General features: G+C 67.6%; 22 protein-coding genes and 1 tRNA gene. 10 read left to right on the plus strand and 13 right to left on the minus strand.

Annotated elements, in window-relative coordinates; translation table 11 throughout:
• The first annotated feature begins 506 nt into the window (after positions 1–506).
• From ACRWNM_RS15955 to ACRWNM_RS15965, 3 genes are all read left to right on the plus strand, one after another.
• A complete protein-coding gene (locus tag ACRWNM_RS15955) occupies positions 507–3,758 on the plus strand; it encodes a (Fe-S)-binding protein (RefSeq protein ID WP_431968144.1) in 3,252 nt (1,083 codons plus the stop codon).
• A 126-nt stretch (positions 3,759–3,884) separates the two neighbouring features.
• Entirely contained in the window at positions 3,885–4,406 is a 522-nt protein-coding gene (locus ACRWNM_RS15960) for an excisionase family DNA-binding protein (RefSeq protein ID WP_431968146.1), read from the plus strand.
• The gene (locus ACRWNM_RS15965) at positions 4,406–4,975 is read left to right on the plus strand and encodes a PIN domain-containing protein (RefSeq protein WP_431968148.1); all 570 of its coding nucleotides are present in this window, start codon (positions 4,406–4,408) and stop codon (positions 4,973–4,975) included. Before ACRWNM_RS15960 ends, ACRWNM_RS15965 begins: the two co-directional genes overlap by 1 nt.
• 13 nt (positions 4,976–4,988) lie before the next feature.
• Here ACRWNM_RS15965 and ACRWNM_RS15970 read toward each other — a convergent pair whose 3' ends face one another.
• The 5 genes from ACRWNM_RS15970 to ACRWNM_RS15990 all read right to left on the minus strand — a co-directional run bounded on the left by ACRWNM_RS15970 (position 4,989) and on the right by ACRWNM_RS15990 (position 9,212).
• Positions 4,989–6,137 (minus strand): acyl-CoA dehydrogenase family protein, encoded by a 1,149-nt coding sequence (locus ACRWNM_RS15970; protein ID WP_431968150.1) that lies wholly within the window; start codon positions 6,135–6,137, stop codon positions 4,989–4,991.
• Entirely contained in the window at positions 6,137–7,366 is a 1,230-nt protein-coding gene (locus tag ACRWNM_RS15975) for an acyl-CoA dehydrogenase family protein (RefSeq protein ID WP_431968152.1), read from the minus strand. Before ACRWNM_RS15975 ends, ACRWNM_RS15970 begins: the two co-directional genes overlap by 1 nt.
• A 518-nt stretch (positions 7,367–7,884) precedes the next feature.
• Complete coding sequence (locus tag ACRWNM_RS15980; protein ID WP_431968154.1) at positions 7,885–8,292, minus strand: type II toxin-antitoxin system VapC family toxin; 408 nt, start codon at positions 8,290–8,292, stop codon at positions 7,885–7,887.
• The gene (locus tag ACRWNM_RS15985; protein WP_431968156.1) at positions 8,289–8,546 is read right to left on the minus strand and encodes a hypothetical protein; all 258 of its coding nucleotides are present in this window, start codon (positions 8,544–8,546) and stop codon (positions 8,289–8,291) included. The genes ACRWNM_RS15980 and ACRWNM_RS15985 overlap by 4 nt, the downstream gene beginning before the upstream one ends.
• Before the next feature lie 129 nt (positions 8,547–8,675).
• Positions 8,676–9,212 (minus strand): YdcF family protein, encoded by a 537-nt coding sequence (locus tag ACRWNM_RS15990; RefSeq protein WP_431968158.1) that lies wholly within the window; start codon positions 9,210–9,212, stop codon positions 8,676–8,678.
• A gap of 141 nt (positions 9,213–9,353) precedes the next feature.
• Here ACRWNM_RS15990 and ACRWNM_RS15995 point away from each other — a divergent pair, with 141 nt between their 5' ends.
• Both ACRWNM_RS15995 and ACRWNM_RS16000 read left to right on the plus strand, forming a co-directional pair.
• Positions 9,354–10,676, plus strand: coding sequence for a UDP-glucose dehydrogenase family protein (locus ACRWNM_RS15995; protein WP_431968160.1), 1,323 nt, complete (start codon positions 9,354–9,356; stop codon positions 10,674–10,676).
• A 263-nt stretch (positions 10,677–10,939) separates the two neighbouring features.
• Positions 10,940–12,250 (plus strand): Hsp70 family protein, encoded by a 1,311-nt coding sequence (locus ACRWNM_RS16000; RefSeq protein ID WP_431968162.1) that lies wholly within the window; start codon positions 10,940–10,942, stop codon positions 12,248–12,250.
• A 207-nt stretch (positions 12,251–12,457) separates the two neighbouring features.
• Here the strand turns inward: ACRWNM_RS16000 and ACRWNM_RS16005 are convergent, their stop codons facing one another.
• The 3 genes from ACRWNM_RS16005 to ACRWNM_RS16015 form a co-directional block, all read right to left on the minus strand.
• Positions 12,458–13,735 (minus strand): YibE/F family protein, encoded by a 1,278-nt coding sequence (locus ACRWNM_RS16005; protein WP_431968164.1) that lies wholly within the window; start codon positions 13,733–13,735, stop codon positions 12,458–12,460.
• A gap of 570 nt (positions 13,736–14,305) precedes the next feature.
• Positions 14,306–15,553: a pyridoxal phosphate-dependent aminotransferase gene (locus ACRWNM_RS16010; protein WP_431968166.1), complete on the minus strand. Its 1,248-nt coding sequence runs from the start codon at positions 15,551–15,553 to the stop codon at positions 14,306–14,308.
• A 43-nt stretch (positions 15,554–15,596) separates the two neighbouring features.
• Positions 15,597–16,607 carry an XRE family transcriptional regulator gene (locus ACRWNM_RS16015; protein WP_431968168.1) on the minus strand — a complete coding sequence of 337 codons (1,011 nt, stop codon included), beginning with the start codon at positions 16,605–16,607 and terminating at the stop codon, positions 15,597–15,599.
• A gap of 604 nt (positions 16,608–17,211) precedes the next feature.
• Here ACRWNM_RS16015 and ACRWNM_RS16020 point away from each other — a divergent pair.
• Positions 17,212–17,661, plus strand: coding sequence for a hypothetical protein (locus ACRWNM_RS16020; protein ID WP_431968170.1), 450 nt, complete (start codon positions 17,212–17,214; stop codon positions 17,659–17,661).
• Positions 17,662–17,776: 115 nt separating this feature from the next.
• Here the strand turns inward: ACRWNM_RS16020 and dcd are convergent, their stop codons facing one another.
• Positions 17,777–18,376, minus strand: coding sequence for a dCTP deaminase (gene dcd / locus ACRWNM_RS16025; RefSeq protein ID WP_431968172.1), 600 nt, complete (start codon positions 18,374–18,376; stop codon positions 17,777–17,779).
• Between the two features lie 120 nt (positions 18,377–18,496).
• Here dcd and ACRWNM_RS16030 point away from each other — a divergent pair, with 120 nt between their 5' ends.
• Positions 18,497–19,225 carry a phosphatase PAP2 family protein gene (locus ACRWNM_RS16030; protein WP_431968174.1) on the plus strand — a complete coding sequence of 243 codons (729 nt, stop codon included), beginning with the start codon at positions 18,497–18,499 and terminating at the stop codon, positions 19,223–19,225.
• The gene (locus ACRWNM_RS16035; protein ID WP_431968176.1) at positions 19,171–19,674 is read left to right on the plus strand and encodes an SRPBCC family protein; all 504 of its coding nucleotides are present in this window, start codon (positions 19,171–19,173) and stop codon (positions 19,672–19,674) included. The genes ACRWNM_RS16030 and ACRWNM_RS16035 overlap by 55 nt, the downstream gene beginning before the upstream one ends.
• Before the next feature lie 12 nt (positions 19,675–19,686).
• Here ACRWNM_RS16035 and ACRWNM_RS16040 read toward each other — a convergent pair whose 3' ends face one another.
• Positions 19,687–20,358, minus strand: a complete 672-nt coding sequence (locus ACRWNM_RS16040; RefSeq protein WP_431968178.1) for a TetR/AcrR family transcriptional regulator C-terminal domain-containing protein — start codon at positions 20,356–20,358, stop codon at positions 19,687–19,689.
• A gap of 69 nt (positions 20,359–20,427) precedes the next feature.
• Between ACRWNM_RS16040 and ACRWNM_RS16045 the strand changes: the two genes are divergently transcribed.
• Positions 20,428–21,912: an FAD-dependent monooxygenase gene (locus tag ACRWNM_RS16045; protein ID WP_431968180.1), complete on the plus strand. Its 1,485-nt coding sequence runs from the start codon at positions 20,428–20,430 to the stop codon at positions 21,910–21,912.
• 126 nt (positions 21,913–22,038) lie between these two features.
• Positions 22,039–22,109: transfer RNA gene (locus ACRWNM_RS16050), tRNA-Gly, on the plus strand.
• Positions 22,110–22,673: 564 nt separating this feature from the next.
• On the opposite strand, the gene ACRWNM_RS16055 is transcribed toward ACRWNM_RS16050, so the two are convergent.
• From ACRWNM_RS16055 to ACRWNM_RS16065, 3 genes are read right to left on the minus strand one after another with little or no spacing between them, the layout of a single operon-like run.
• Complete coding sequence (locus tag ACRWNM_RS16055; RefSeq protein ID WP_431968182.1) at positions 22,674–23,513, minus strand: helix-turn-helix domain-containing protein; 840 nt, start codon at positions 23,511–23,513, stop codon at positions 22,674–22,676.
• On the minus strand, positions 23,510–24,034 hold the full coding sequence (locus ACRWNM_RS16060; protein WP_431968184.1) for a DUF6879 family protein: 525 nt from the start codon (positions 24,032–24,034) through the stop codon (positions 23,510–23,512). The genes ACRWNM_RS16055 and ACRWNM_RS16060 overlap by 4 nt, the downstream gene beginning before the upstream one ends.
• Positions 24,012–24,344, minus strand: a complete 333-nt coding sequence (locus ACRWNM_RS16065; RefSeq protein WP_431968186.1) for a hypothetical protein — start codon at positions 24,342–24,344, stop codon at positions 24,012–24,014. The genes ACRWNM_RS16060 and ACRWNM_RS16065 overlap by 23 nt, the downstream gene beginning before the upstream one ends.
• Positions 24,345–24,460 lie beyond the last annotated feature (116 nt).

The following is a 24,460-nucleotide window of genomic DNA, read 5'->3' on the forward strand; positions in this document are numbered from 1 at the left end:
GCCAATGACCAACGCGGCGGCCGCGGTGGTTCTGCGGAGATTCAATTCAGTTTCCAATCCATCACAGGGTTGTTGTCCGCACGCCGCTTCGACACGCGAGAGCTCATTCAACCCGAAAGACGGTCGGCCCCTACGGATTCTCCCCGAGCGGTGCGAAGACAGGCGTGGCAAACAGAACGACGTGAGCGTAATCGAACGAGCGCCCAGAAGCGAGATCCCTAGCAGATTCCGCCGAGTAAGCCTGTCCTTACCGATTGGTGTGACTTGCTCGGTGTTTACGGTGGTTACCGGCTGATCTCACGACGGACTTCGAGAATCTATGTGAGATTGATCACAAGTAAATATCAGGTCAAGCCCCAGCAAGTGGGGGCGGACCTCAAATACCGATCGTACGATAGACACTATAAGTTACCGGCGAGTAACTTACTGGCAGTTACGATACGACCAACCGGTACGGCATGCCTGCCGCACCAGTCGCTCGTGTTGCCTCAAAGAAAGGTCGCGACATGAATGCCCTGACAGTGACGCTGGGCACATTCGGAGCGGCGCTCAGCCTCCTGTGCTGGGCGTCGTTCTTCGGCGGCGTCAGGAACATCGCTCGCACCATCATGGTCGGACAGGGCGCGCCCGATCGGTGGCGACCGTTCTTCCCGCGCTTCAAGCAGATGTTCGTGGAGTTCATCGCGCACACCCGCATGAACAAGTTCCGCACCGTCGGCTGGGCGCACTGGCTCGTGATGATCGGCTTCCTCGCCGGCTTCGTACTGTGGTTCGAGGCGTACGGACAGACGTTCGACCCCGAGTTCCACTGGCCGGTCGTCGGCGGCTGGGCTATCTACCACCTGGCGGACGAGATCCTCGGCATCGCCACCGTGGTCGGCATCGTGACGCTGATCGCCATCCGTCAGCTGAACCACCCGCGGGTTCCCGAGCGCCTTTCCCGCTTCGGCGGCTCGAAGTTCGCCCCGGCTTACGTCATCGAGACGATCGTGCTGATGGAAGGCCTCGGCATGATCTTCGTGAAGGCCGGCAAGATCGCGACCTACCACCACTCCAACGCCGCGACCGACTTCTTCACCATGCAGGTGGCCAAGCTGCTGCCCGCCAGCCCGGTCATGGTGTCGATCTTCGCGTTCATCAAGCTGATGTCCGGTATGGCGTTCCTGTACCTGGTCGGCCGCAATGTCACCTGGGGTGTTGCGTGGCACCGTTTCTCGGCCTTCCCGAACATCTATTTCAAGCGTGAGGACGATGGCGGGGTTGCGCTGGGTGCGGCCAAGCCGATGATGTCGGGTGGTAAGGCGCTGGATATGGAGAACGTCGACCCCGATACCGACACCCTGGGTGCGGGTCGGATCGAGGATTTCTCGTGGAAGGGCATTCTCGACTTCACCACGTGTACTGAGTGTGGTCGTTGTCAGTCGCAGTGTCCGGCGTGGAATACCGGTAAGCCGCTCTCGCCGAAGTTGTTGATCATGTCGCTGCGTGATCACACCTATGCCAAGGCCCCGTATCTGCTGGCCGGTGGCCGCACGGACATGGGTGGTGAGGAGGTCGGTCTGGTCGACGCCGAGGGCAAGCCGGACGAGGCCGCGCTGGCCAGGATCTCCGAAGCGGCTCGCGCCGAGGCGGCGCGTCCGCTGGTCGGTGGTGAGGACGTCGGCGGCATCATCGACCCGGAGGTGTTGTGGTCGTGCACCACCTGTGGTGCGTGTGTGGAGCAGTGCCCGGTGGATATCGAGCATGTCGATCACATCATCGACATGCGCCGCTATCAGGTGTTGATCGAGTCGGAGTTCCCCTCCGAGCTGGCCGGTCTGTTCAAGAACTTGGAGAACAAGGGCAACCCGTGGGGTCAGAACGCCAAGGACCGTCTGAACTGGATCAACGAGCTCGACTTCCAGATCCCGGTGTTCGGGCGGGACGCGGACAGCTTCGACGGTTATGAGTACCTGTTCTGGGTTGGTTGCGCGGGTGCGTATGAGGATCGTGCGAAGAAGACCACCAAGGCCGTGGCCGAGTTGCTGGCGACCGCGGGGGTGAAGTTCATGGTGTTGGGTCAGGAGGAGACCTGCACCGGTGACTCGGCGCGCCGGGCGGGTAACGAGTTCTTGTTCCAGCAGCTCGCGCAGCAGAACATCGAGTTGTTGAACTCGGTGTTCGCCGGTGTGGAGGATCGCCGCAAGAAGATCGTGGTGACCTGTGCGCATTGCTTCAACGCGCTCAACAACGAGTACCCGCAGGTGGGTGGCAGCTACGAGGTGGTGCACCACACGCAGTTGCTGAATCGTCTGGTGCGGCAGAAGAAGCTGATCCCGGTGGCGTCGGTGACCCAGAACGTCACCTACCACGACCCCTGCTACCTGGGCCGGCACAACAAGGTCTACAACGCGCCGCGTGAGTTGATGGAAGCTTCGGGTTCGACGCTGGTGGAGATGCCGCGTCATGGTGAGCGGTCCATGTGCTGTGGTGCCGGTGGCGCGCGGATGTGGATGGAAGAGCAGCTCGGCAAGCGGATCAACATCGACCGGGTCGATGAGGGTCTGTCGACCCTGGCCGCGTCGAACGGTGGTTCGGGTGCGGGGAAGATCGCGACCGGTTGCCCGTTCTGCCGGGTGATGCTCAACGACGGTGTCACCGCGCGTCAGGAGAAGGGCGAGGGCGAGGGTGTCGAGGTCGTCGACGTCGCGCAGCTGATGCTCGATGCCATCACCCGTGTCGAGCCCGCCACGCTGACCCAGAACCTGACCGTCATCCAGGAGCCCAAGACCGAACCCGAACCCGAGGCCGAGCCCGAGCCGGAGCCTGTCGCGGTGGCGACCGAGACCCCGGCACCGGCCAAGGCGGCTCCGGCTGGTGGTGGCCTGGCGATGAAGGGCCCGGCCAAGGCACCCGGCAAGGGTCTCGGCATGAAGGGTGCCGCGAAGGCGCCCGGTGCCAAGGCCGCGGCTGCGGCCGACGAAGCGCCCGCTGCGGAAGCTTCGGCCGCGCCTGCCAAGGGTCTGGCCATGAAGGGTCCGGCCAAGGCACCCGGCAAGGGTCTCGGCATGAAGGGTGCTGCGAAGGCGCCGGGTGCGCAGGCTGCGGCGGCTCCGGCCGCCGAAGCTCCGGCCGCGGAAGCCCCGGCGGCGCCCGTCAAGGGTCTGGCCATGAAGGGTCCGGCCAAGGCACCCGGCAAGGGGCTCGGGATGAAGGGTGCTGCGAAGGCACCCGGTGCGAAGACGGAAGCAGCTCCGGCCCCCGAAGCGGCTCCCGAATCCGCGCCCGCCGCCGAAGCGCCCGCCGCCCCGCCCGTCAAGGGACTGGGCATGAAGGGTGCGGCCAAGGCACCCGGCGGTAAGGGCCTGGCGATGAAGGGCGCCGCCAAGGCACCCGGCACCAAGGCACCCGAAGCCGCGGCTCCCGCCACGGCAACGGCCGCTCCCGCGACCGAGTCGGCTCCCACCGCCCAAGCGCCTGCCGCCGAGACGGTTTCGGCCCCCGCCGAAGTCAAGCCGACCATCGCCGCCAAGGGCCTGGCCATGAAGTCCGGCTTCAAACGCCCCGGCCCCAAGGCCCCCGGCGCCGCCGCGACCTCGGCCCCCGCCGAGCCGGCTCCGGCCGACCCGGCCCCCGCCGCGGAAGCCCCCGCCGAACCCGCACCGGAGCAGCCCACCAACGGCACCTCCGGCAACGGCTCCGTCGCCGCACCCCCGGCCGCCAAGCCGGGCGGCCTCGGCTTCAAGTCGGGTGCGAAGGCCCCCGGCCGCAAGAACTGACGCGGCTCCCAACTGAACACAAGCCTCGGCCCGGGTTCGATCAGAACCCGGGCCGAGTGCTTTCGAAGAGTTGCTATGCGAAAAATTCGAAACGCGTTACGCTTCCTTTGAAAGGAGGCCGCGTAGATGTCGTCCGAAGCCTTGCAACAGCACACCTACCTGCCTGAGCCGACTGAGGAACTAGCCCCCGTCGTGAGCTTCCTCGCGGCCCACGAATCGCGTCGCGGTGACCGCATTCGCCCCCGGTATCTGCTGGTCGGCGCGGACGAGCACGACCAGGTCGAGGTGCCTGAATCGGTGCACCGCGTCCTGGTCCAGGTCGTCGCGGCACTTCGCGAGGGCAAGGCCGTCACCGTCGCGCCGCAGAGCATGACGCTGACCACTCAACAAGCCGCCGACCTGCTCAGCGTGAGTCGGCCGACCGTGGTGCGTCTCATCGATGCGAACGAAATCCCAGCGGAGCGAACCGGATCCCGCCGCCGCGTCCTGCTGACCGATGTCCTCGCCTACCGAGACGAGCGCCGAAAGCGGCAGTACGAGGCTCTCGCCGCGAGCTCGGTCGAGCTCGACGACGAAGACGATCCGGATGCCGTGCGCGCTCAGCTACGCGAGATTCGCAAGGAGGTCGCGCGAAGACGGCGCGGCTGATGTTCGGCGCGGTGCTGGACACCTGCGTCCTCTGGCCGAGCCTGCAGCGCGACTTCCTGCTGTCGTTGGCCGTGGAGAACCTCTACCGGCCGCTCTGGAACGACGCCATCCTGGCCGAACTCGAACTCCACGAGGAGCGCAAGCTCGTCCGCCGCGGCACGGATCCGCAGACCGCGAAACGGCGAGCATCCGGTCTTCTCGCGGTGATGACGCGCGCCTTCGACGACGCGCTGGTATGCGGTTGGGAACCGCTCGAAGGCTCGTTCGGTCTGCCCGATCCGGACGACGAGCACGCCGCCGCGGCGGCGGTCGTCAGCAATGCCGGAGCCCTCGTCACCGAGAACGTGCGCCATTTCCCGTCGCACCTGATGCCGACCGGCTTGCAGGTCGTCGGCGCCGCCGAGTTCGCCGCGAACACTTGCGCTGTCGACCCGGTCCGCGCCCTGGCCGCCATCCGACAGATCTCATCGCGTCACCGCGACCCACCGCAGACGGTCGATCAACTTCTCGACATCCTCGCCACCCGCTACAAGATGCACGAGGCCGTCGAACTGATGCTCGGCGCTTGATCCGCGCCGCCGACTACGGCCTGGTCAGCTGCGCGTACCGGGCGCGGTGGTAGTCGGTGCTGCCGAATTCGCGTTCCAGGGCGGTGAGGCGTTTGAAGTAGTGGCCGATGGCGAGTTCTTCGGTCATGCCCATGGCGCCGTGGAGTTGGACGGCGTTCTGGCCGATGAAGCGGGCAGCGCGGCCGACGGTGACCTTGGCGGCGGAGAGGGCGCGGGCGCGGTCGGCGGGGGCGGCGGAGAGGGCGTGGGCAGCGAGGTGGGATGCCGCGATGGCCTGCTCCAGTTCCATGTACATGTCGACCATGCGGTGTTGCAGCGCCTGGAAACTGCCGATGGGCACGCCGAATTGCTGGCGCTGCTTGGCGTATTCGACGGTGTCGGCGAGCACCTTGCGCAGGCAACCGACCGCTTCGGCGCAGATCGCGGCGATCGCCGCGTCCACGGTGGGTTCGATGACGTCCCATGCCGCGCCCTCGGCGCCGAGCAGCGCGTCGGCGGGGAGCCGGAATTCGGTGAGGACGAGATCGGATCCGACACGGTCGTCGATGGTGCGGTAGGAGTGCACCTCGACTCCGGCGGGCGGGTTCGCCGCATCGAATTCGGTGAGGAACAACGAGATTCCGGCCCGATCGCGCCGCTCACCCGAGGTGCGGGCGGCGACGAGCAGGTGCGTCGCGAGCGGCGCACTGGTCACCACGCACTTGGCGCCGTCGAGCACCCAGGAATCGCCGTCGCGTCGCGCCAGGGTGCCGACATCGTGCAGCGTCTGCCCCGAGCTGGGTTCCAGCGCCGCGAACGCGGTGCGGACGTCGCCCGCGACGATGCCGCGCAGCACCTCGTCGACGCGCGAACCACCCGACCGTTCCAGCAGACCGGCCCCCACGACGACGGTGTCGACGAACGGCTCGATCACCAGCGCCCGGCCGAGCTCCTCGGCGATGACCATCAATTCGACTGCGCCACCGCCCATCCCGTCGACCCGTTCGGGCAGGGTCGCGCCGAGAATCCCGAGCTCGTCGGCGAATCCGCGCCAGACGGCGGGCTGCCAGCCCTGCGCCGATTTGGCGGCGGCCCTGCTCTTCTCCAAGTCGTAGCGGACGCCGAGGAATCCGGCGACCGCATCGCGCAGCAGCTGCTGCTCCTCGGTGAGTGTGAAGTCCATCAGAGCCCCAATGCTGCTTTGGCGAGGATGTTTCGCTGAATTTCGTTGCTGCCCGCGTAGATCGATCCCGCGCGGTCGTTGAAGTAGCGCAGCGGCGCGACGGCCTGCCAGTCCGCTCCGCTGTGGTAACCGTCTGCGGGAGCGGCGAATTCGGCGATCGGCCCGCCCGGCGCGGTGGCGTGCGGCTGGTAGACGCGTCCGGCCGGACCCGCCGCATCCAGCGCGAGTTCGGTGAGCTGCTGGCTGAGTTCGGTCGCCAGGATCTTCAGCATCGAGGACGCCGGGCCCGGGTCCTTGCCCTGCGCCATCGCCGAAATCGTCCGGTACTCCAGCACTTCCAGCACCTCGGTGCGAATCCGCGCGTCGGCCAATCGGGTGGCGAAGCTCGGGTCGTCGATCAGCGGGTTGCCGTCCGGGCCCGGCTGCCGCGCCGCCGCCTCGGCCAGCTCCTGGCCCATGACCTGCAACATCGGCGCCGCCGCGCCGCCGCGTTCGTGCACGAGCAGGTACTTCGCGACGGTCCAGCCGTCATCGACGCGGCCGAGCACATTGCTCTTCGGCACCCGCACATTGTCGAAGAACACCTGGTTCTGCACCTGTTCGCCGGAGGTCATCACCAGCGGGCGGATCTCGATGCCCGGGGTCGTCATGTCGATGAGCAGGAAGGTGATGCCCTGCTGCTTCTTTCCCGTGCGCGAGGTGCGCACCAGGCAGAAGATCCAGTTCGCCTCGGTGGCGTGGGTGGTCCAGATCTTGCTTCCGGTGCAGACGAAATCGTCGCCGTCGTCGACGGCCGCCATGCTGAGCGAGGCGAGGTCCGAGCCCGCCTCCGGTTCCGAATATCCCTGGCAGAAGAAGATCTCACCGGTCAGGATGCGCGGCAGATAGAAAGCCTTCTGCTCCGGCGTGCCGAACGCGATGATCGCGGGCGCGACCATCCTGATCCCCATCGGCGAGAGCGTCGGCGCGCCCGCGAGCGTCGACTCCCTGCTGAAGATGTAGTGCTGGGTCAGGCTCCAATCACACCCGCCGTGCTCCACCGGCCAGTGCGGCGCGGCCCATCCGCGCTCGTGCAGAATCCGCTGCCACTCCGTGCTGGCCTCGTGGTCCGGGTACACGCTCGTCGCCAGCCGCCCCGCTCGCCGCAACTCCGGCGTCAGCTTCGCGGCCAGAAACCCCCGCACCTCGTCCCGAAAGGCCAGATCGGCCGCTGACCAGTCGTAATCCATCTGTCCTCCCGGCGGGGTATGCCACAGTGCACCACTATTGGCCACCGGCCAACACGCCCCCAATGTAAGCCCACCCACATCCCGAAATCAAACTGAAGCAACCCGCCCGCAGTTGCCTCACCCGCGTCCCCGCAGAGGTTCCACACGCCTCACAAGAGATATGACGTCTGCGAACCGTGCGACGGGCCTGCGGCAACTGGATCGCATCCTCGGAACGGACGCGCATGATGCATCGCCTCCGCCGCGCAGATATCAATGATCTGCTCTACCTGGCGGCTCGGCGTGCCCGAGTCCGGCGCTTTCGCGCCCATCTTCGACCCTGGACGAGCCATCAGCGTGGATTGCTCCGACCGCCACATTCGCCCTGGACGACGGACACCGGGAGGCGTTGGACCTGACCACCGCCGACACCGGCCTCGACGGCCATATCGGCTCCGACACAATCTATTCCGTAGTCGATGAATTCGGTCTGATCGATGATCCAGCGGGTACGGTGACCCGTCGATCGCCCAACTCGGTCACACTTTCATGACCGTGACCTTCGCTCCACACAAGGCGGTGAGGTCGTCCGGATCGGACGTGAGGATTGTGGTTGGCCCTGGAGCGGAGAGGGCAGTAGCGCAGAGCATCGCGTCGATGGCGTGCTTGTGGCCATGTAGACCCGCCTGACCCAGGAGGGTGGCCGCGTGGCGAGCGATTTCCTCGGTGATCGGCTCGACAACCAGGCGGGACAGTATCCATTCCAAGGCCGGGCGCTTTATGCGCGGATGGATCACTTCGACGATCGTCGCCGCCGAAGTGATCACACGCAGGTCGTCTGCCCGGGCCAGCGCGAGCCAGCTGGTTATCGCACGGTCCCGCAGAACAGCTTTGGACAGACCCTCACTGTCCAGAACGAGCGTTCCGCCAGGCGCCGCCGCACTCATGCCACGTTCGTCTCACGCTGCGCTGCTCGCACTTGCCGAAGCTGATCGCGGAGTGCCTGGACCTCTTCCTCCGTGACAGGCCCGTGTTCCGCCTCGGCGACCGCGATGATCTCGTTAAGGTTGTCCCGTTCGATCTGCCGGGCCACAGCGGCGGCCACATAGCTGGAGAACCCGGAAGGCCCACTGCGAGCACGGGCGGCGTCCGCGATGTCGCGCGGCATGGTGATCGAATACTTCCCGGTATTCTCACTCATAAGACTTATCCTACCAGCGATCCTCCTCGCAAAGGCCTACAGGGAAACAGTGTGATCGACTGGCTGACCTCCGCTCGGAATCAGAGGTGTTCGGCAGCTGACCTCGCACGGTCCGGGTTCATCAGTCAGCTAGCAGTCTTCGAAGAATGCCCGCGTGTACCCCGCCGATTGGTAGGCGTAGTCGTACGCCCAGCGGGCGACGGAGAGGTCGGGTTGGGGGTCGACGAAGAGAAGTTCTCCGTCCCAGCACTTTCCGATGATGTAGCGGGCGCGGGAGACGTGCGGGGTGAAGGTGACGACGATGACGCGGCGCCACCCTTCGGCACGCGCCCTGCGGGCGAGTTCACGTCCCTCGCCGCGGGTGGTGCGCGGGGACGGGTCGAAGCAGATGACCTCGAAGCGGTACCCGCCGTGACAGATGCGGTTCATCGTCGCGCTGTACTCGTAGGGGTCGGAGAAGAGCACCCGCGGCGCGTAGCCCTCCGCGGCAAGGCGCAGGCCGAGCTGCTCGCGGCCGTCGCGCGCGCCGCCGAGGACCAGGATCGCGTCGGCCGTCGCGGGCTGGTCGGTGCGAGGCCGGACGTAGACCGGCCACAGCGCGACCACCACGAGGACGAGCACCGCGGCAAGGCCGATCACGGCACGGGTCACCGAACGTCGTCGCACGACTTCCGATGGTATGCGGGCACCGCATCATCGCAGGTCATCGCCGCCGACCCGGGGCTGTTTCCACCTGTACACCTGCTGTTGCCGTGACCCTTGCCTCGCTGACGTGGCGTGGCCATCGTCGGGGCTTACCAATCGATCATGCGATGCACAGTCTTCGGAACCGGGTACCTGGGGGCCACGCACGCCGCGTGTATGGCCGAGCTCGGGCACGACGTGATCGGGGTGGACGTCGATCCGGGCAAGGTGGCGAAGCTGTCCGACGGCGTGGTGCCGTTCTACGAGCCCGGCCTCGAGGAGGTGCTGCGCCGGAATCTGGATGCGGGCAGGCTGCGGTTCACCACCTCCTATCCGGAGGCCGCCGCCCACGCCGAGGTGCACTTCCTCGGCGTCGGCACGCCGCAGAAGAAGGGGGAGTACGCCGCGGACCTGAAATACGTGCACGCCGTGGTGGATACGCTCGCGCCGATGCTGGAGCGCCCCTCCGTGCTCGTCGGCAAGTCGACCGTTCCGGTGGGCACGGCCGCGGCGCTGGGCGCGCGGGCGCGGAAGCTGGCAGGCGCCGAGGTCGAGGTGGCGTGGAATCCGGAGTTCCTGCGCGAGGGTTTCGCCGTACAGGACACGCTGCGTCCCGACCGGTTGGTGCTGGGCGTGGACCGCGCTCGCGAGAATGCCGACTGGGTCGAGGATTTGGTCCGCGAGATCTACGCCGATCTGATCGCCGCGGAAGTCCCTTTCCTGCTGACCGATTTGGCCACGGCCGAATTGGTGAAGGTCTCCGCGAATGCTTTTCTCGCGACGAAGATCTCGTTCATCAACGCGGTCTCCGAGGTGTGCGAGGCGACCGGTGCCGACGTCACTGTGCTCGCCGACGCGCTCGGTTACGACGCGCGCATCGGTCGCCGATTCCTCAACGCGGGCTTGGGTTTCGGCGGCGGATGTCTGCCCAAGGACATCCGGGCCTTCATGGCCCGCTCCGGTGAGCTGGGCGCCGATCACGCCGTCGCGTTCCTGCGCGAGGTCGACAACATCAACATGCGCCGTCGCACCAAGGTGGTCGACATGGCGGCCAAGGCGTGCGGCGGCTCGCTGCTCGGCGCCAATGTCGCGGTGCTCGGCGCGGCCTTCAAACCGGAGTCCGACGACGTGCGCGATTCCCCCGCGTTGAACGTCGCGGGCATGATCCAGTTGCACGGGGCGGTGGTGACCGTGTACGACCCGAAGGCGCTGGAGAATTCGCGCCGCGTCTTCCCCACCCTCAACTACGCGACTTCGGTGGCCGAGGCGTGCGACCGCGCCGACGTGGTGCTGGTGCTCACAGAGTGGGACGAGTTCACCGCGCTGCGCCCCGAGGACCTGGATCGGGTGGTGCGCGGCAGGTCGATCATCGACGGCCGAAACTGTCTCAATCGTGCCACCTGGAGAGAGGCGGGATGGGTGTACGCCGGACTCGGCACACCGTAGAGTTGCCTGGCGAGGCCGCGCTGGATCACCCGATCCCGCCTGCCTCGTGTGCGACTGAGCGCCGCCGGTAGGGTCCCGGGAGCGGTTCGCGTCGATGACGACGCGAGCTCGCTTTGTCGTGAAGCGTGAAACGAGATGGGCAGCTGATGAGTTCGGTACTGGGGGTTTCGGTGGGGGCCGGCGCTGTCCGTATGGCGCGACCACACCCCGGAAATCCCCCCGGTCATGTCACGCCTGATGCCTACGATCTCCAGACCGTCCCGGTGACCGAGCACCGCGCGGAGGAGCTGGTCGCCGAGGCGGTCGGCGTCACCCTGGCGACCGATCAGATCGGCGCCACCGCGATCGCCTACCGCAGCGAACAGCAGGCCAGGGCGGTGCGCGCCGCGATGGCGCGACAGCAGGTCACCAACTACGAGCTGGTGCCCGAGATCTTCGCCGCGCTCGAATTCGCCCAGGCCACCGGCGATATCCGCGGCATCTCCTCGCTGGTCGTCTACGACCTCGGCAGCACCGGGCTCTCGGTCAGCGTGGTCGACACCCAGACCAGGGAGGTCAGGCACAGCGAGCGCACCAGCGATATCAGCGGTGACTACCTGGATTCGCTGATCCGCGAACAGCAGATCGCCTCGGGCCGCATCGCGCACCCGCAGGACCCGGCGGGCTTGGCCGCGCTGGACGCGCTGTGCCGCGAGGCCAAGGAACAGCTGTCGAGCAATACCGCGGTCGCGCTGCCCAGCGAACAGGGCCTGGTGCTGTTGGCGCAGGAGAACTTCGAATCCCTGATCATGCTGGCCATCGAGTCGTCGGCACGGATGACACGCGATGTGATCGTGCGCTCCGACCGCCCGGTGCACGGTGTGCTCGCGATCGGCGGTTGCGCGCGAATCCCGCTGATCGGGAAGGTGCTCGAGCGCTGGATGGGCGTGCCGGTCATCGTGCCGGAAAGCCCCGAGACGGTGATCGCCCGCGGCGCCGCGCTGCTCGCCCGGCCGGTCCGCCCTGCGGCTCCGGTCGCTCATCCCGTCCCGGCCCCGAGCCAGGCACCCGCCGGCGGCTACGGCGACGAGGATCTCTCGCCCGCTTGGCTGTCCGCGCCGCCCAAGCGTCGGCCGAAGCGGCCGAAGGCGGCGCAGCCGGACGACTTCGACGACATCGACGGTCTCGCGCCGGACTGGCTGGCCGCCAACCCGCGCCGCCGCGAGAAGCGCGAACTGAACGGCGCCGTGCTGACCGTCAGCGCACTGACCGTGGTCGCCGCGATCGGCCTCGGCCTCGGCTACGGACCCCAGGTGCTGGAACGGGATTCACACAGCAGCGAGGGCTCGCCGTCGATCTCGCCGACCGGCTTGCCGCGCACCACCACCCTCGATCCGCAGATCGCGGTGGCGCCCGCCACCACGACGGAGACCGAGGAGTCGGTCGCCGCCCCGCCGCCGCGCAGGCAGACGACCAGCTCGCAGCCGCCGCCCAGCCAGGGCCCGAACACCTTTGTGGTCCCCGGTCTCCCACCGATCGTGGTGCCGACCATCCCGCCCGAGGTCTTCCCCTTCCCACCGCCGCCTCAGCGCTGACGAGCACTCCTGGTGCAGCTGGTCGAGCATCGGCCCGATCTCAGCGGCGCTCGGCGTCGCTGCGGGAACAGAACGGACCCCGGCACGAAGTCCACCCGCAACTGCCACCGGAGGCATGCCGACCGCCGAGACGCGAGTCGGCCCACGCAGGCCACCCCTCGCGAGGCGCGGACAGTGTCACCGCGCCCGCGACGAGCACGATCGCCGTCAACCGCGCGAGTGCCGCCCATGGCGAGGCGCGGGCGCCGGGGGCTTGTGACTGCCGAACGGCCGGGCGAGCAGCACCGCGATGCCGGTGGTCAAGGGCACCGAGAGGGCGAGCGCGATACCGCCGACCGCCGACCGCGCGATCTCGATGGCGACCGCGTCACCGGCGAGCACGTCGCGAATCGAGCGTCCCGCCACGCTGAACAACAGCAGCAACGGCAGCGCGCCACCCGCGTAGGCGAGCACCAGTGTGTAGACGGTGCTGGCGATGTGGTCCCGGCCGACCCGCATGGTCGCGGCGAAAACATGTCGGCGCGACGCGGTTTCGTCCAGGGCGGCCAGCTCGAAGGCGGCCGAGGCCTGGGTGATCGTGACGTCGTTGAGCACACCGAGCGAGCCGATGATGAAGCCTGCCAGCAGCAGGCCGGTGATGCTGACGTGCTCTAGATACGTGGCGACGTTGGTGTTCTGCTCCTCGGAAAGGCCGGTGAGCTGGGTCATCTCGATCGCCAGCCAGGACAGCGCCGCGGCGAGCAGCATCGCGGTCAGCGTGCCGAGCAGCGCCGAACTGGTGCGGAGATTGACACCGTGCGCCAGATACAGCACGGCGTAGAGGATCAGCGACCCGGACACCAGCGCGACCGGGATCGCGGGCTTGCCGTCCAGCAGCGCGGGCAGCAGGAACATCACCAGCACCGCGAACGCGAACCCGAGACCGAGCAGCGCGCGTAGGCCGCGCCAGCGCGCCACCGCGATGATCACCACGACGAAGGCGATCACGATCAGGGTCAGCGGCAGTCCGCGCGCGTAGTCCTCGAAGGAGTACAGCGGGGTGCCGGTCGGATCGGTCTGCCGGACCAGACGGATGTCGTCACCGGCGCGCAGATCGGGTTGTCCTGGGCCGGGGGCGATTTCGAGCAGCGTCTTGTTGCCCTGGTGCGGACCGGTTTCGATGGTGATCAGGCTGCGCTGACAGGTGTAGGCGTTGGTGCGCGGCGGCTCGGGTTTGTCGGCGAACACCTTGCCGATGGAGGGACTGCCGCACGGCCCGACGTCCTGCGCGACGACCGTGCCCGCTTCGGTCTCCACCGCGCCGCCGCCCGCGCTCTGCATCGGCAGCGGGATCGCGACGTGCTGACTGCTCGGCCACAGCGCGATGGTGGCGACGACGGTGAGCACACCGATGACGGTGAGCAACCCGACCACGACGCGGGCGGCGGTGGCGCCGATCGCGATCGGTCCGGAGTGATCGTGATGATGATGATGGTGGTCGGTCACCGGGCTCCTACTTCTCCGTCGTGGCCCCGGGTGCTCGTGCCGGACGACAGGAGCGGCTGACCCGCGGCAGCTACGCGGTGCCGAGCTTAAAGGATGTCGTTTTCAAGATCAGGTCGCCAAGCACCACGGGCACACAACTGCCCATCAAGCACCACCGGTACACAACGGACGGGACCATCGAGACGCAACAACTGATCTCGCAAGAGCCGGGTAACTCACCGGGTACGGGCTGACTCCACCCAGGTACCTACCGCCGGCCGCCAACGCAAATCACCACACACCTGAGTCTGGCCTGAAACGCGGAGAGGCGGGCCGGGGGGCGGCGGAGAGCAGGGGGATGTCTCCGCCGCCCGCAGGCCGGCGGCCCAGGGGGGTAGGCGGCCGAACCCGAGGCCAGGTTGCCCAGGGGGGGTAGGCAACCCGACCGGGCACTCGAAGTGCCAAGAGCCACTGTACACAAAAGTTGCACTTTTGCGCTAGCGGGTCTTCAAAACTCGCCTCTATCCATACATTCGGTATGTTTTAGGCCCAGAAGCAGGGCGATTAGGGCTCAGAGTCCCGCGACGCACATCACTGTCGGTAGCTCGCCAGGAAATTGCCGAAGCGCTCGATCGCGACCGCGAGGTCCCTGGCCCACGGCAGCGTGACGATTCGCAGGTGGTCGTGATCGGGCCAGTTGAAACCGGTCCCCTGCACCATCAGGATCTTCTCCTGCAACAGCAGATCCAGGACCAGCTTCGAATCGTCGTAGATCTCGTACACATTCGGATCCAGCCGCGGGAACGCGTACAACGCACCCTTCGGCTTCACGCACGACACACCCGGGATCATGTTCAGCCGCTCCCACGCCACATCGCGCTGTTCGAGCAGCCGCCCGCCGGGCAGGATCAGATCCTCGATGCTCTGATGTCCGCCCAGTGCGACCTGAATCGCGTGCTGCGCGGGCACATTCGGACACAGTCGGGAGGAGGCGAGCAGATCGATGCCCTCCAGGAACCCCGCGGCGTGATCCTTCGGGCCGGTGATGGCCAGCCAGCCCGAGCGGTATCCGGCGACCCGGTATGCCTTGGACAGTCCGTTGAAGGTCAGGCACAGCAGGTCGGGCGCGAGGGTGGCCAGCGAGATGTGCTTGGCATCGTCGTAGAGGATCTTGTCGTAGATCTCGTCGGCGAGCAGCAGCAGATGGTGCTTGCGAGCCAGGTCGACCAGCTGCTGGAGCACCTCGGCCGAGTAGACCGCGCCGGTCGGGTTGTTCGGGTTGATCACCAGCAGCGCCTTGGTCTTGCTGGTGATCTTGGCTTCGATGTCGGCGACGTCGGGCTGCCAGCCGTTGGACTCGTCACACAGGTAGTGCACCGGAGTGCCGCCCGCCAGGCTGGTCATCGCCGTCCACAGCGGATAGTCCGGCGCCGGGATCAGCACCTCGTCGCCATTGTCCAGCAGCGCCTGCATGGTGATCGTGATCAGCTCGGAGACGCCGTTGCCCAGGTAGACGTAGTCCACGTCCAGTTCGGGGAAGCCGGGCACCAGCTCGTAGCGAGTCACGATGGCGCGCCGGGCCGACAGGATGCCCTTCGATTCGGAGTAGCCCTGGGCATAGGGCAGCGCCGCGATGATGTCGCGCATGATCACGTCGGGCGCCTCGAAACCGAACGGCGCCGGATTGCCGATGTTCAGCTTCAGGATGCGGTGGCCCTCCGCCTCCAGCCGTGCCGCGTGCGCGTGTACCGGTCCACGAATCTCGTAGACGACGTTCTGTAGCTTCGTGGACTGCTCCAGAACGCGCGGCGGGCGGTGGGGTAGATGGCTCGGGCTCACCGTCCCATGGTGCCATCCCCCCACAAGGGGTCGATCGATCGCGTCAGGGTGCGGAATGCCCAGGCGGGATGCCCTTGGCTGCGGTCGCCCCGCAGAACTCCTCGATGCGTTCGTCCAGGAAACGGGCCTCGACGGCGTCGCGGAACGCGGGCTGGGCGATCCGTCGGCGCACGCCGGTGAGCCGCTCCTCGAGCTGGGCGATGCGCTTGTCCTCGGCCAAGCCGAGCACCGGGTTCAGCGCCTCGGTCGCGCCGTCCAGGCTGCCGTTGATCAGATGCGCGGCCGCGCAGTCCACCCGCGCCAGCGCCTCGGCGCCGTAGGAGCGTTTCTCGGACGGGCCGTTGGCATAGATATGGATGGCGCGTTCGGTGGCGGCCAGTGCGGGCTCGGCCTGGCCGAGATGGATGTAGGTGGCGCCCGCGTAGTACTGGGCCTTCGCGTCGGGGAAACCGAAGACGCCGCCGACCTCGTCGTGCAGGTTGTCGGTCGTGGCCAGCTCGCGCGCGTCGTCGGCGGCCCGGATGCAGCGATCGGTGTCGGCGTCGCTGCCGATCTTGGACCAGATCCTGGCCTCGATATTGAGCAACCGCACCTTCGCGGTCGCCGAATCGGCGAAATCCTGCCCGCTCTGCGCGAGCAGCACCGCCCTGCGCGGGCGCTCCGACCAGTATTCGATCAGCGCGTGCATGCCGCGGGTCCAGGCACGTAGCCCGTTGTGGCCACATAGCTCGGCGTAGGCCCAGGCCGCTCTGGCCTGCTCACCCGCCGCGTCGAGGTAGCCGAGGTCGGTGCTCGCGTTCGCGAGCAGGCCGGACAGCGTGCCCGCGAGCAGATAGAGGTGACTGGTGTCGGTCGGCCGCTGATGACCCTCCAGCAGTCGATACACCCGGCGCCGAACCCGAAGCATCTCCACCATCATCGGAACCGGCGGGATGTGCACGTAATCGTTCGCAATGCGCGTGACATCGGCGTCGAGCTGTTCCAACGTGGTCGCACCCACATTGGTGCTCTCGGCCCGGCCTGCGTGTTCGCTGGCCTCGTGGGCAGCCGCCATGATCAGATCCCTCTCCGAAATCGCTGCTAACGCATCACCTCTCATCGCACCGGCGTCTATGAGAGCAAGAAGGTCCGCGTCGCTCGAATAACTGGCACGCGTCCCCGCAGCGGAACGCGTGTCGAAACCGGCGGCAGGTCCATCGATCGGCGGATCGCCGATCAGCGCCGAAAACCGTGCCCGCACAACATCGTCGGACCTGGCAAGGGATGTATCGAGCGCGGCTTGGTTGACGGGGCGCGGATGAACTCGGTTGCCCCCCGCCTCCCATTTGGACACCAGGCGTTCGTGGACACCGAGATGCGCCGCGAATTCCCGGATGCTCATCCGCTTGGCATCGCGAAGGGCGCGGGTCTCTTTACCTGACCAGTGCCGGACCACGATGTCATCCCTTCCGCACGAACCTTCATCCAGGGTACGAGGGCTTTGTGGCTACGGCCACACACAATTCGCAGTTGCTATTGGCTTTTCGCGCCTCGCGCACCCGCGCGAGCGAGCTTCCCTCGGTCAAAGGCAGCGGATTGGCAGTGGAAGGCGCGCATGGGGGCGATGCCGCGTCGCGGTCATTGGCCCGACCCTGGTAGCAGGAGGCAAGGAGTTGGCCGTGAACGTGGAGAAACTCAGGACAGTCGAGGATTGGGTGTCCTTCTACCGGTACGAGTACGGGCTACCCGTCACCGAGCGTGGCGGTTTCGTGATGCTGCCGATCAGCGGCCGGGTCTGTGTCGTTCACCTGCCGACGGCCCGGGCCGAAAAGGTCAGGGCGGCACTGGAACAGCAGGGGACGAGGGGTCCCATGCTGGCCAGGCAGATCCGCTGGAGCTTCCTGGCCGAGCCGGACAGCCGTCCCGGCGCGCAGGTACTGGAGGTGCTGAATCGTCTCGATATCGGGATACCTGCCATCGGCAGTGCAGTGATGTTGCCGACGGGGCTCGGCCGGTGGACCCGGGAAGGGTGCTTCTGGGTTACTCCGCCGAGCCGCGGCGACACGCTCCCACCGCTGTCCGCCGTGGTGACGACGGCGCTCGCGGTCGGAGCGGGCGGCGGGGACTGAATGCGTCGTCGGTCCCCGTCGCCGACAGTGCGACCGAATCCGCCCCTATTTCCTGGCAGTCGGCGGGGCGGATTCGGTCGTGGGTCGTCGTGCGCGCCAGGCGAACCCGCGTCGGCTACCGCGATTCGGCGGCGTCCACCACGTCGGCGGGCAGCGGGAAGTTCAGGTAGGAGCGCGAGGGAGTCGGTCCGCGCTGACCTTGGTATTTGGAGCCCGCGACGGCGCTGCCGTACGGGTGCTCGGCGGGGCTGGTCAACCGGATCAGGCACAGCTGGCCGATCTTCATCCCCGGCCACAGGGTGATCGGCAGGTTCGCGACGTTCGACAGTTCCAGCGTGATGTGGCCGCTGAAACCGGGATCGATGAAGCCCGCCGTCGAATGCGTGAGCAGGCCGAGACGGCCGAGGCTCGACTTGCCTTCCAGTCGCCCGGCCAGATCGTCCGGCAGCGTGCACACCTCCAGCGTCGAGCCGAGCACGAACTCGCCGGGGTGCAGCACGAACGGCTCGCCCGGCGCGGGCTCGACCAGGCTGGTCAGTTCGTCCTGGCGCTGCGCGGGATCGATGTGGGTGTAGCGGGTGTTGTCGAAGACGCGGAACATCCGGTCCAGGCGAACGTCGATACTCGACGGCTGGATCAGGCTCTCCAGCAACGGCTCGACCCCGAGACGCCCAGCGGCGATCTCCGCGCGGAGGTCACGATCGGAAAGCAACACGGCACGAGCGTAGCGTCCGGCCGATCGGGCCGTTCGGGCGCACGGGGGAGGGCCGGATCGGCGACGCATTCTTCGCTGGTCTTCAGTTAATTCTCAGCGCAAGCGGGCAACCTAGGACCAGTGACCTCGAATCCCCGCAGGACGGTGCCAACGGTGCCGTCGCTCGCCGCGCTCGGCGTGCTCCTCGCGGCATTCATCACCGTGCTGACCCGCAATGTTCTCGACAGCAGCGGGCTGGCCACGATGGATCCCGAGGTCTCCGGCTGGGCGGTCGAGAACCGCAACGGGGTGCTCACGCCCGCCGCGCGGATGGTCAGCAACTGCGGGGACACCCTGTCCATGACGATCCTCACCGTGATCGTCTGCGCGGCGCTGCTGCGCGTGCGCGACCGGATGCGCGCCGCGCTCGTCGCCGTGACCGCCCTCGGCGCCGGTCTCATCGTCGTGATCGCGAAGCGACTGGTCGGCCGGGAACGCCCGCCGGTGGCCGATCACCTCGCCGTCGAGAACAGCCTGTCCTATCCCTCCGGGCACAGCACCGGCACGTTCGTGGTCGTCGGGATCGTGGCCATCGTGCTCATCCCCTTGATCCGGCGGCCGATCGTCCGAGCGGGCGTGGCACTGGTCGCCGTCCTGTTCGTCGCCGCGGTCGGCGCCTCCCGCGTCTACCTGGGCGTGCACTGGCCCACCGACGTGCTCGCGGGCTGGTCCCTCGGAGCGCTGTGGATCCTGCTGTGCCTGGCCGTCTTCCGCTACCCGACCTGGCGTTCGCGGGCCGCCGCTACAGTCGATTCGTGCCGCGAACAAAGCAAGTCCGCGACAGCATCGTCGTCGCGATCGACCCGGTGACGGCTTACGACCGGGTCAGCGACGTCACCCGGATCCACCGCTGGAGTCCGGAGAACACCGGCGCGGTACTGGCCGAGCCCGGCGCACCGGTCCGCGTCGGCCTGCGGTTCGTCGGCACCAATCTGCGCCGCGGCGTGCGCTGGTCGACGGGCTGCGAGATCACCGCCGCCGACCGCGGCGCGCGCTTCGCCTTCAAGGTCCGGCGCTACGGTCTGCGCAAGCCGGTCCTCCCGGTCGCCGTCGCCAGCTGGGAGTACCGCTTCGAGGCTGTTCCCGAGGGCACCAGGATCACCGAGATCTGGACCGACGACCGCCGCGGCTGGCCCGACCGGCCCACGCTGTGGTTCGACCGCATCGCCACCGGCAAGCCGGGGTTCGCCGAGTTCCAGCGAGGGAACATCCGCCGGACGCTGGAGCGGTTGAAAGCGGACCTCGAAAGCGAATCCTGACCCCCGAGGCGGTCAGTCGGCGGCATCCGCTCGCGCGGCGTCGATACCCGCGAAGATGACGCGTAGGCCCTCGGTGAACTCGGTATCGGTGTCGCCGGAGAAGACGTCGGTCACCAGTTGCGCGGTGAGAGGGTAGCGGTGGGCGTCGATGACATCGGCGAGGCGTTCGGGGAGGTACGGGTTGCGGTCGCCGTACGCGTCGTCGGAGCGCGCCTGCTCCTCGATGACGAAGCCGACGGTGTAGTGCAGCAGGATCGGGAAGACCCGGGCCGCTCGGGTTTTCGAGAACCCCGCGTCCTCCAGCGTCCGCAGCGTCAATTCGACTGTGCGCCACATTGATTCGTCGTCGATATAGGTTCCTGCCAGCACCTTCGCCCCATCCCGGTAGCCGAGCATCGCCCGCCGCAACCGGCTCGCCAACGCGATGAGCCAGTCCCGCCAGTCCTCGTCGCGACGCGGCGCCTCGATGCCGTCGACCGCGGAAACGAAGACGGCCCGCGCCATCGCGTCGAGCAACTCGCGCTTGTTCGCGAGATGCCAGTACAACGCGGGCGCTTGCACATTCAGCGCCGCGGCGACCTTCCGCATGGTCAGGCCGTCGAGCCCGACCTCGTCCAGCAGGGCGAGCGCGGCCACGGCGATCACTTCGGCGTCCAGCTTGGTCTGACCGGATTTGTTCGACACCTTGACAGCTTAACAATGTTCCTGGTCTCCTTAACAACGTTAAGGATTTAACGTTGTTAAGGAGATGACATGGACACGACCGATGTGGTGATCGCGGGCGCCGGCCCGACCGGCCTGATGCTGGCGTGCGAACTGCGCGTCCTCGGTCTCGAGGTCGTCGTGCTCGACGCACTGCCCGCGCGGACCGGCGAATCCCGGGCGGGCGGCATCCACGCCAGGACCATGGAGGTCCTCGATCAGCGCGGCCTGCTCGACGGGCTGCTCGAGCAAGGCCATCCGCGGCAGGTCGGGCACTTCGCCGCGATTCCCTTGGACTTCAGCGATTACGCGACCCGCTACCCGTTCACGCTCGTCATCCCGCAGTCCCTGATCGAGCGCGAACTGGAAAGCCGCGCAGCGGAACTCGGCGTCACCGTGCGGTGGGATGCGCCGATCACCGGATACCGGCAGGACGCGTCCGGCGTCGAGATCGAGATCGGCGGCTCGAACGGAATCCGTCGCATGCGCGCCGCGTATCTCGTCGGCTGCGACGGCGGGCGCAGCGCGGTCCGCAAGCTCGCCGGGATCGATTTCGCCGGCACCGAGGCGACCATGACCGGCATGATCGCCGACGTGGAGCTGGCCGACCCGCCCGCCGAACCATTCTTCGGCCACCGCCGCGGGATGGGCGATTTCTCCGCCGTGCAGCTGCAACCCGGCTGGTACCGGCTCGTCGTGCAACGGCACGACCGGGTCCTCGAGCGCGGCGCGACGCTCTCCTTCGACGACTTCCGCGCCAACTTCACCGAGATCGCGGGCACCGACCTCGGCATGCACAGCCCCCGCTGGGTATCGCACTACGGCGACGCCGCACGGCACGCCGACCGCTACCGCGCCGGACGCGTGTTCCTCGCGGGCGACGCCGCCCACATCCACTACCCCGCCGGCGGACAGGGTCTCAACCTCGGCGTGCAGGACGCCGTCAACCTGGGCTGGAAGCTGGCGGCCGCGCTGCGCGACGACGCCGCCGACGATCTGCTCGACACCTACGAGGCCGAACGCCGCCCGGTCGCCGCCCGCGTTCTGCACAACACCCGCGCGCAGACCGCGCTCTCCCGCCCCGGCCCGCACACCGACGCCCTGCGCGACATCATGGGCGACCTGATCACCCTGGACGACGTCCGTCATCGACTCGGCCACATGATCACCGCCCTCGACATCCGCTACGACACGGGCTCCGACCACCCGCTCGCCGGACGCCGCGTCCCGGACGTCGACCTCGTCACCGCCGACGGCCCCACCCGCGTCCACGAACTGCTCCGCCCCGCCCGCCCGGTCCTGCTCCGCCTCGACGACACGTCGCCGACCGCGTCCGAAAGCAACGGTCACCTCGACTCCGTCCTGGCTCGCAGCCACGCCACGCACTGGTCGGTCCCTGGAGTCGGCGACATCCCCCGCCCCACGGCCCTCCTCATCCGCCCCGACGGCTATACGGCCTGGGCGACCGACGACCGAACCACCGACGGCCTCGCCGAAGCCCTCCGAAACTGGACCACCCCGATCGCCACCCACTGACCCGCCACCGTCCGGGCGGCGCGTACCTGGATCGCGGCCGCCCACGGACGTAGCCGAAGAGGCAGAATGGAAGTTGACCGGCCCAGGGCTCGGTCTGATAGAGTCGCGGACGCGTCTACGCGCGGTGCCGATGTAGTTCAATGGTAGAACTTCTGCTTCCCAAGCAGACAGCGCGGGTTCGATTCCCGTCATCGGCTCAGCAAAATAAGGCCCTGACCAGCATGTTGTCTGGTCGGGGCCTTTCTCGACTCCAATGCTGTGTAGCCAAGGGTGTAGCCCTGACCCTTTGCCGGCGGCCTTCAGTCTGTCGACCATGGGCGTCGATCGCACTCGTCAGGCACGGCGCATGACGCAGCTACTGTCCGAATCCCGTTGCACCCGAGTCACTCTCGACTGTCACGACAACCACCACATCCGCCGCCGCGACGCACAGATCCGCTGGACCGACGGTCCTACGTGGCATCAGATACTCACGCTCGCAGCGGCACTCGCCGGGCAGGCGCCGGGCTTCGGCCCCGGCCGAGGTGCGGCCATCGACGGCATAGCGGTGCTCACCGCCGCGCTGATCCCTACGCGAGTCGACACCGGCGCCGGAAGCAGGAGGCGCGTCTGCACGCCGAGAAGGAGCACCGCGGACGCGCGAGCTGCACACCCTAGAAGGAGTGGCGCCAACGGGCGCACCCCCACAGCGAAGTAGTCGTGCCGCCTGCCACGTACTGCGGAGCGATCCGCACCTTCCGTCCGCGTCAGGTGCGACAGGGTCAGTTCCCGCGCGCCTCGATCGCACGACCGATGAGCGCGCGGGCGCCCTCGCCGTAGAGCGCCTGCTCGGCGAGCACCGTGAACATCTTCTCGTACAGGGTGATCTCGCGCGGTTGTGTGACCGCAAGCTCGGCGCTGATCGTCTCGACTTGGACGAGCCTGCTGTCGAAGATGGCGAACCCGTTCGTGGCGGGCGCCGCGTAGGCCGAGGCCGCGGGAATGATGCCGAACGCGATGCTCGGCAGCATCATGACGTTGAGCAAGCGGTCGAGCTGGCCACGCATCACCTCGTCGTCGCCGACGGTGGTGTGCAGCACCTGCTCGGCGACAACGAAATTGAACCGGCGCCGCCCGCGGTAGAGCACGTGCTGCCGTTCGATGCGCGCCGCGACACCCTCCTCGAGGTCATCGGGGATGTCGTAGAACGAGATGACCTTGCGGAGGATGCCCTCGGCGTAGGCGGGAGTCTGCAACAGCCCTGGAAAGACGTACGGCTCGTACCATCGCATCGAGTTGGTCTCGGCCTCGACGCGCACGCGCGCCTTCTGCGGGCGGCGCATGCCGGTACCGAGGATGCGCCGCCATTCGAGGTAGGCGGCCTCGATGTTGCGCAACGTGGCGACGAGGTCGGCGAGCTGATCGCCGGTGCCGGTGCGCTCGCACCAGGCGCGTAGATCCGCCTCCGACGGCGTCTGCTTGCCGTGCTCGATACGCGACACCTTGGACTCGTGCCAGCTCGCGAGCTCGGCGAGGCGGCGCGCGGTCAGGTCCGCGTCGCGGCGAAGCTCCCGGAGCCGCAGGCCGAGAGCCTCCCGGGCCTCGTGAACGGCGCTCGTCACCGCTGACCGGCCATCGCGTACTCGGCGTGCGGAATGGCACGCTGCCACACGAGATTCCACACCGCCCGGCACCGGTCGACGATCTGCCAATCGGTTGTCACCGCGACGCCCGCCCACCGCCCGTCCGGCTCGAACACAGTGAACGCGGCGCGGTCGTCGAGCAGCCACCAGTCGTCGGCGGTGAGCTCGTCGGGCGAAACGAGATGTCGCGGTAGATAACGGACCTCCTCGCCCGCGGCGATATTGACCCGCGACACTTCCAAGGTCCACCGTTGGTAGTCGACGTGTGGCACGGTGACGACGCGGGCTCGCCGCACCGCGACGCCGCGGCCGGTGGTCTCCCGGACCAGCGCCGCCCAATCGGCCATCCACGCGTAATCGTCCGGCTCGCCCGCGAGGAACCGAGCGAAAGGCTCGGACTCCTCGGGAGTCTCGTAGGTGTCCTGTACCTCGAGATGCAGGGCCGCACGCTTGCACTCGCCCACTGCGTCGGCGAACTCACCGGCCGTGATCAACAGCACCGTAGAACGTCCTCTCTCGCTTCGGCACCTCGATGGCGGTCTCGTCGGGGGTGAAGCTCATGTGTGCCAGCGCCTCTGGGTCGCCGAGTGGCTCGCCCGACAGGGTGAACGTGCCGCGGCCCGTGTCCGCCATCGTCGCGCCGACAAAGGTGTCCGGCTCGACGAAACCGAGTAGCGCGTGCGGGATCTCCACCGTCGCCTCGTCGTTGGTCCGCCACCCCTGCACGACGTAGGTGCCGCGGTCGGTCGCGTACAGCGTCGGGCATCCGCCCTGGTTCGATCCGCCTTTGCCCAGGAACCTCAGACGCATCGTGCTGTCCTCTTCCAACGGTGTGCGACGGCTTGCGCAACTCCTCCAATAGTCCATCAACTAGGGCGTTTTCGTCACCGTTTGAAAACAGGGATGCAAGTTCGCGCAAGTTTGTG

Source organism: Nocardia sp. bgisy134 (assembly GCF_965341865.1).
Taxonomy (GTDB): Bacteria; Actinomycetota; Actinomycetes; order Mycobacteriales; family Mycobacteriaceae; genus Nocardia.

Bases quoted from the DNA above. Each gene is read 5' to 3' on its own strand.
- ACRWNM_RS15955 (WP_431968144.1), top strand. From the start codon at position 507: ATGAATGCCCTGACAGTGACGCTGGGCACATTCGGAGCGGCGCTCAGC.
- ACRWNM_RS15960 (WP_431968146.1), top strand. From the start codon at position 3,885: ATGTCGTCCGAAGCCTTGCAACAGCACACCTACCTGCCTGAGCCGACT.
- ACRWNM_RS15965 (WP_431968148.1), top strand. From the start codon at position 4,406: ATGTTCGGCGCGGTGCTGGACACCTGCGTCCTCTGGCCGAGCCTGCAG.
- ACRWNM_RS15970 (WP_431968150.1), bottom strand. From the start codon at position 6,137: ATGGACTTCACACTCACCGAGGAGCAGCAGCTGCTGCGCGATGCGGTC.
- ACRWNM_RS15975 (WP_431968152.1), bottom strand. From the start codon at position 7,366: ATGGATTACGACTGGTCAGCGGCCGATCTGGCCTTTCGGGACGAGGTG.
- ACRWNM_RS15980 (WP_431968154.1), bottom strand. From the start codon at position 8,292: ATGAGTGCGGCGGCGCCTGGCGGAACGCTCGTTCTGGACAGTGAGGGT.
- ACRWNM_RS15985 (WP_431968156.1), bottom strand. From the start codon at position 8,546: ATGAGTGAGAATACCGGGAAGTATTCGATCACCATGCCGCGCGACATC.
- ACRWNM_RS15995 (WP_431968160.1), top strand. From the start codon at position 9,354: ATGCGATGCACAGTCTTCGGAACCGGGTACCTGGGGGCCACGCACGCC.
- ACRWNM_RS16015 (WP_431968168.1), bottom strand. From the start codon at position 16,607: ATGGCGGCTGCCCACGAGGCCAGCGAACACGCAGGCCGGGCCGAGAGC.
- ACRWNM_RS16045 (WP_431968180.1), top strand. From the start codon at position 20,428: ATGGACACGACCGATGTGGTGATCGCGGGCGCCGGCCCGACCGGCCTG.
- ACRWNM_RS16065 (WP_431968186.1), bottom strand. From the start codon at position 24,344: ATGCGTCTGAGGTTCCTGGGCAAAGGCGGATCGAACCAGGGCGGATGC.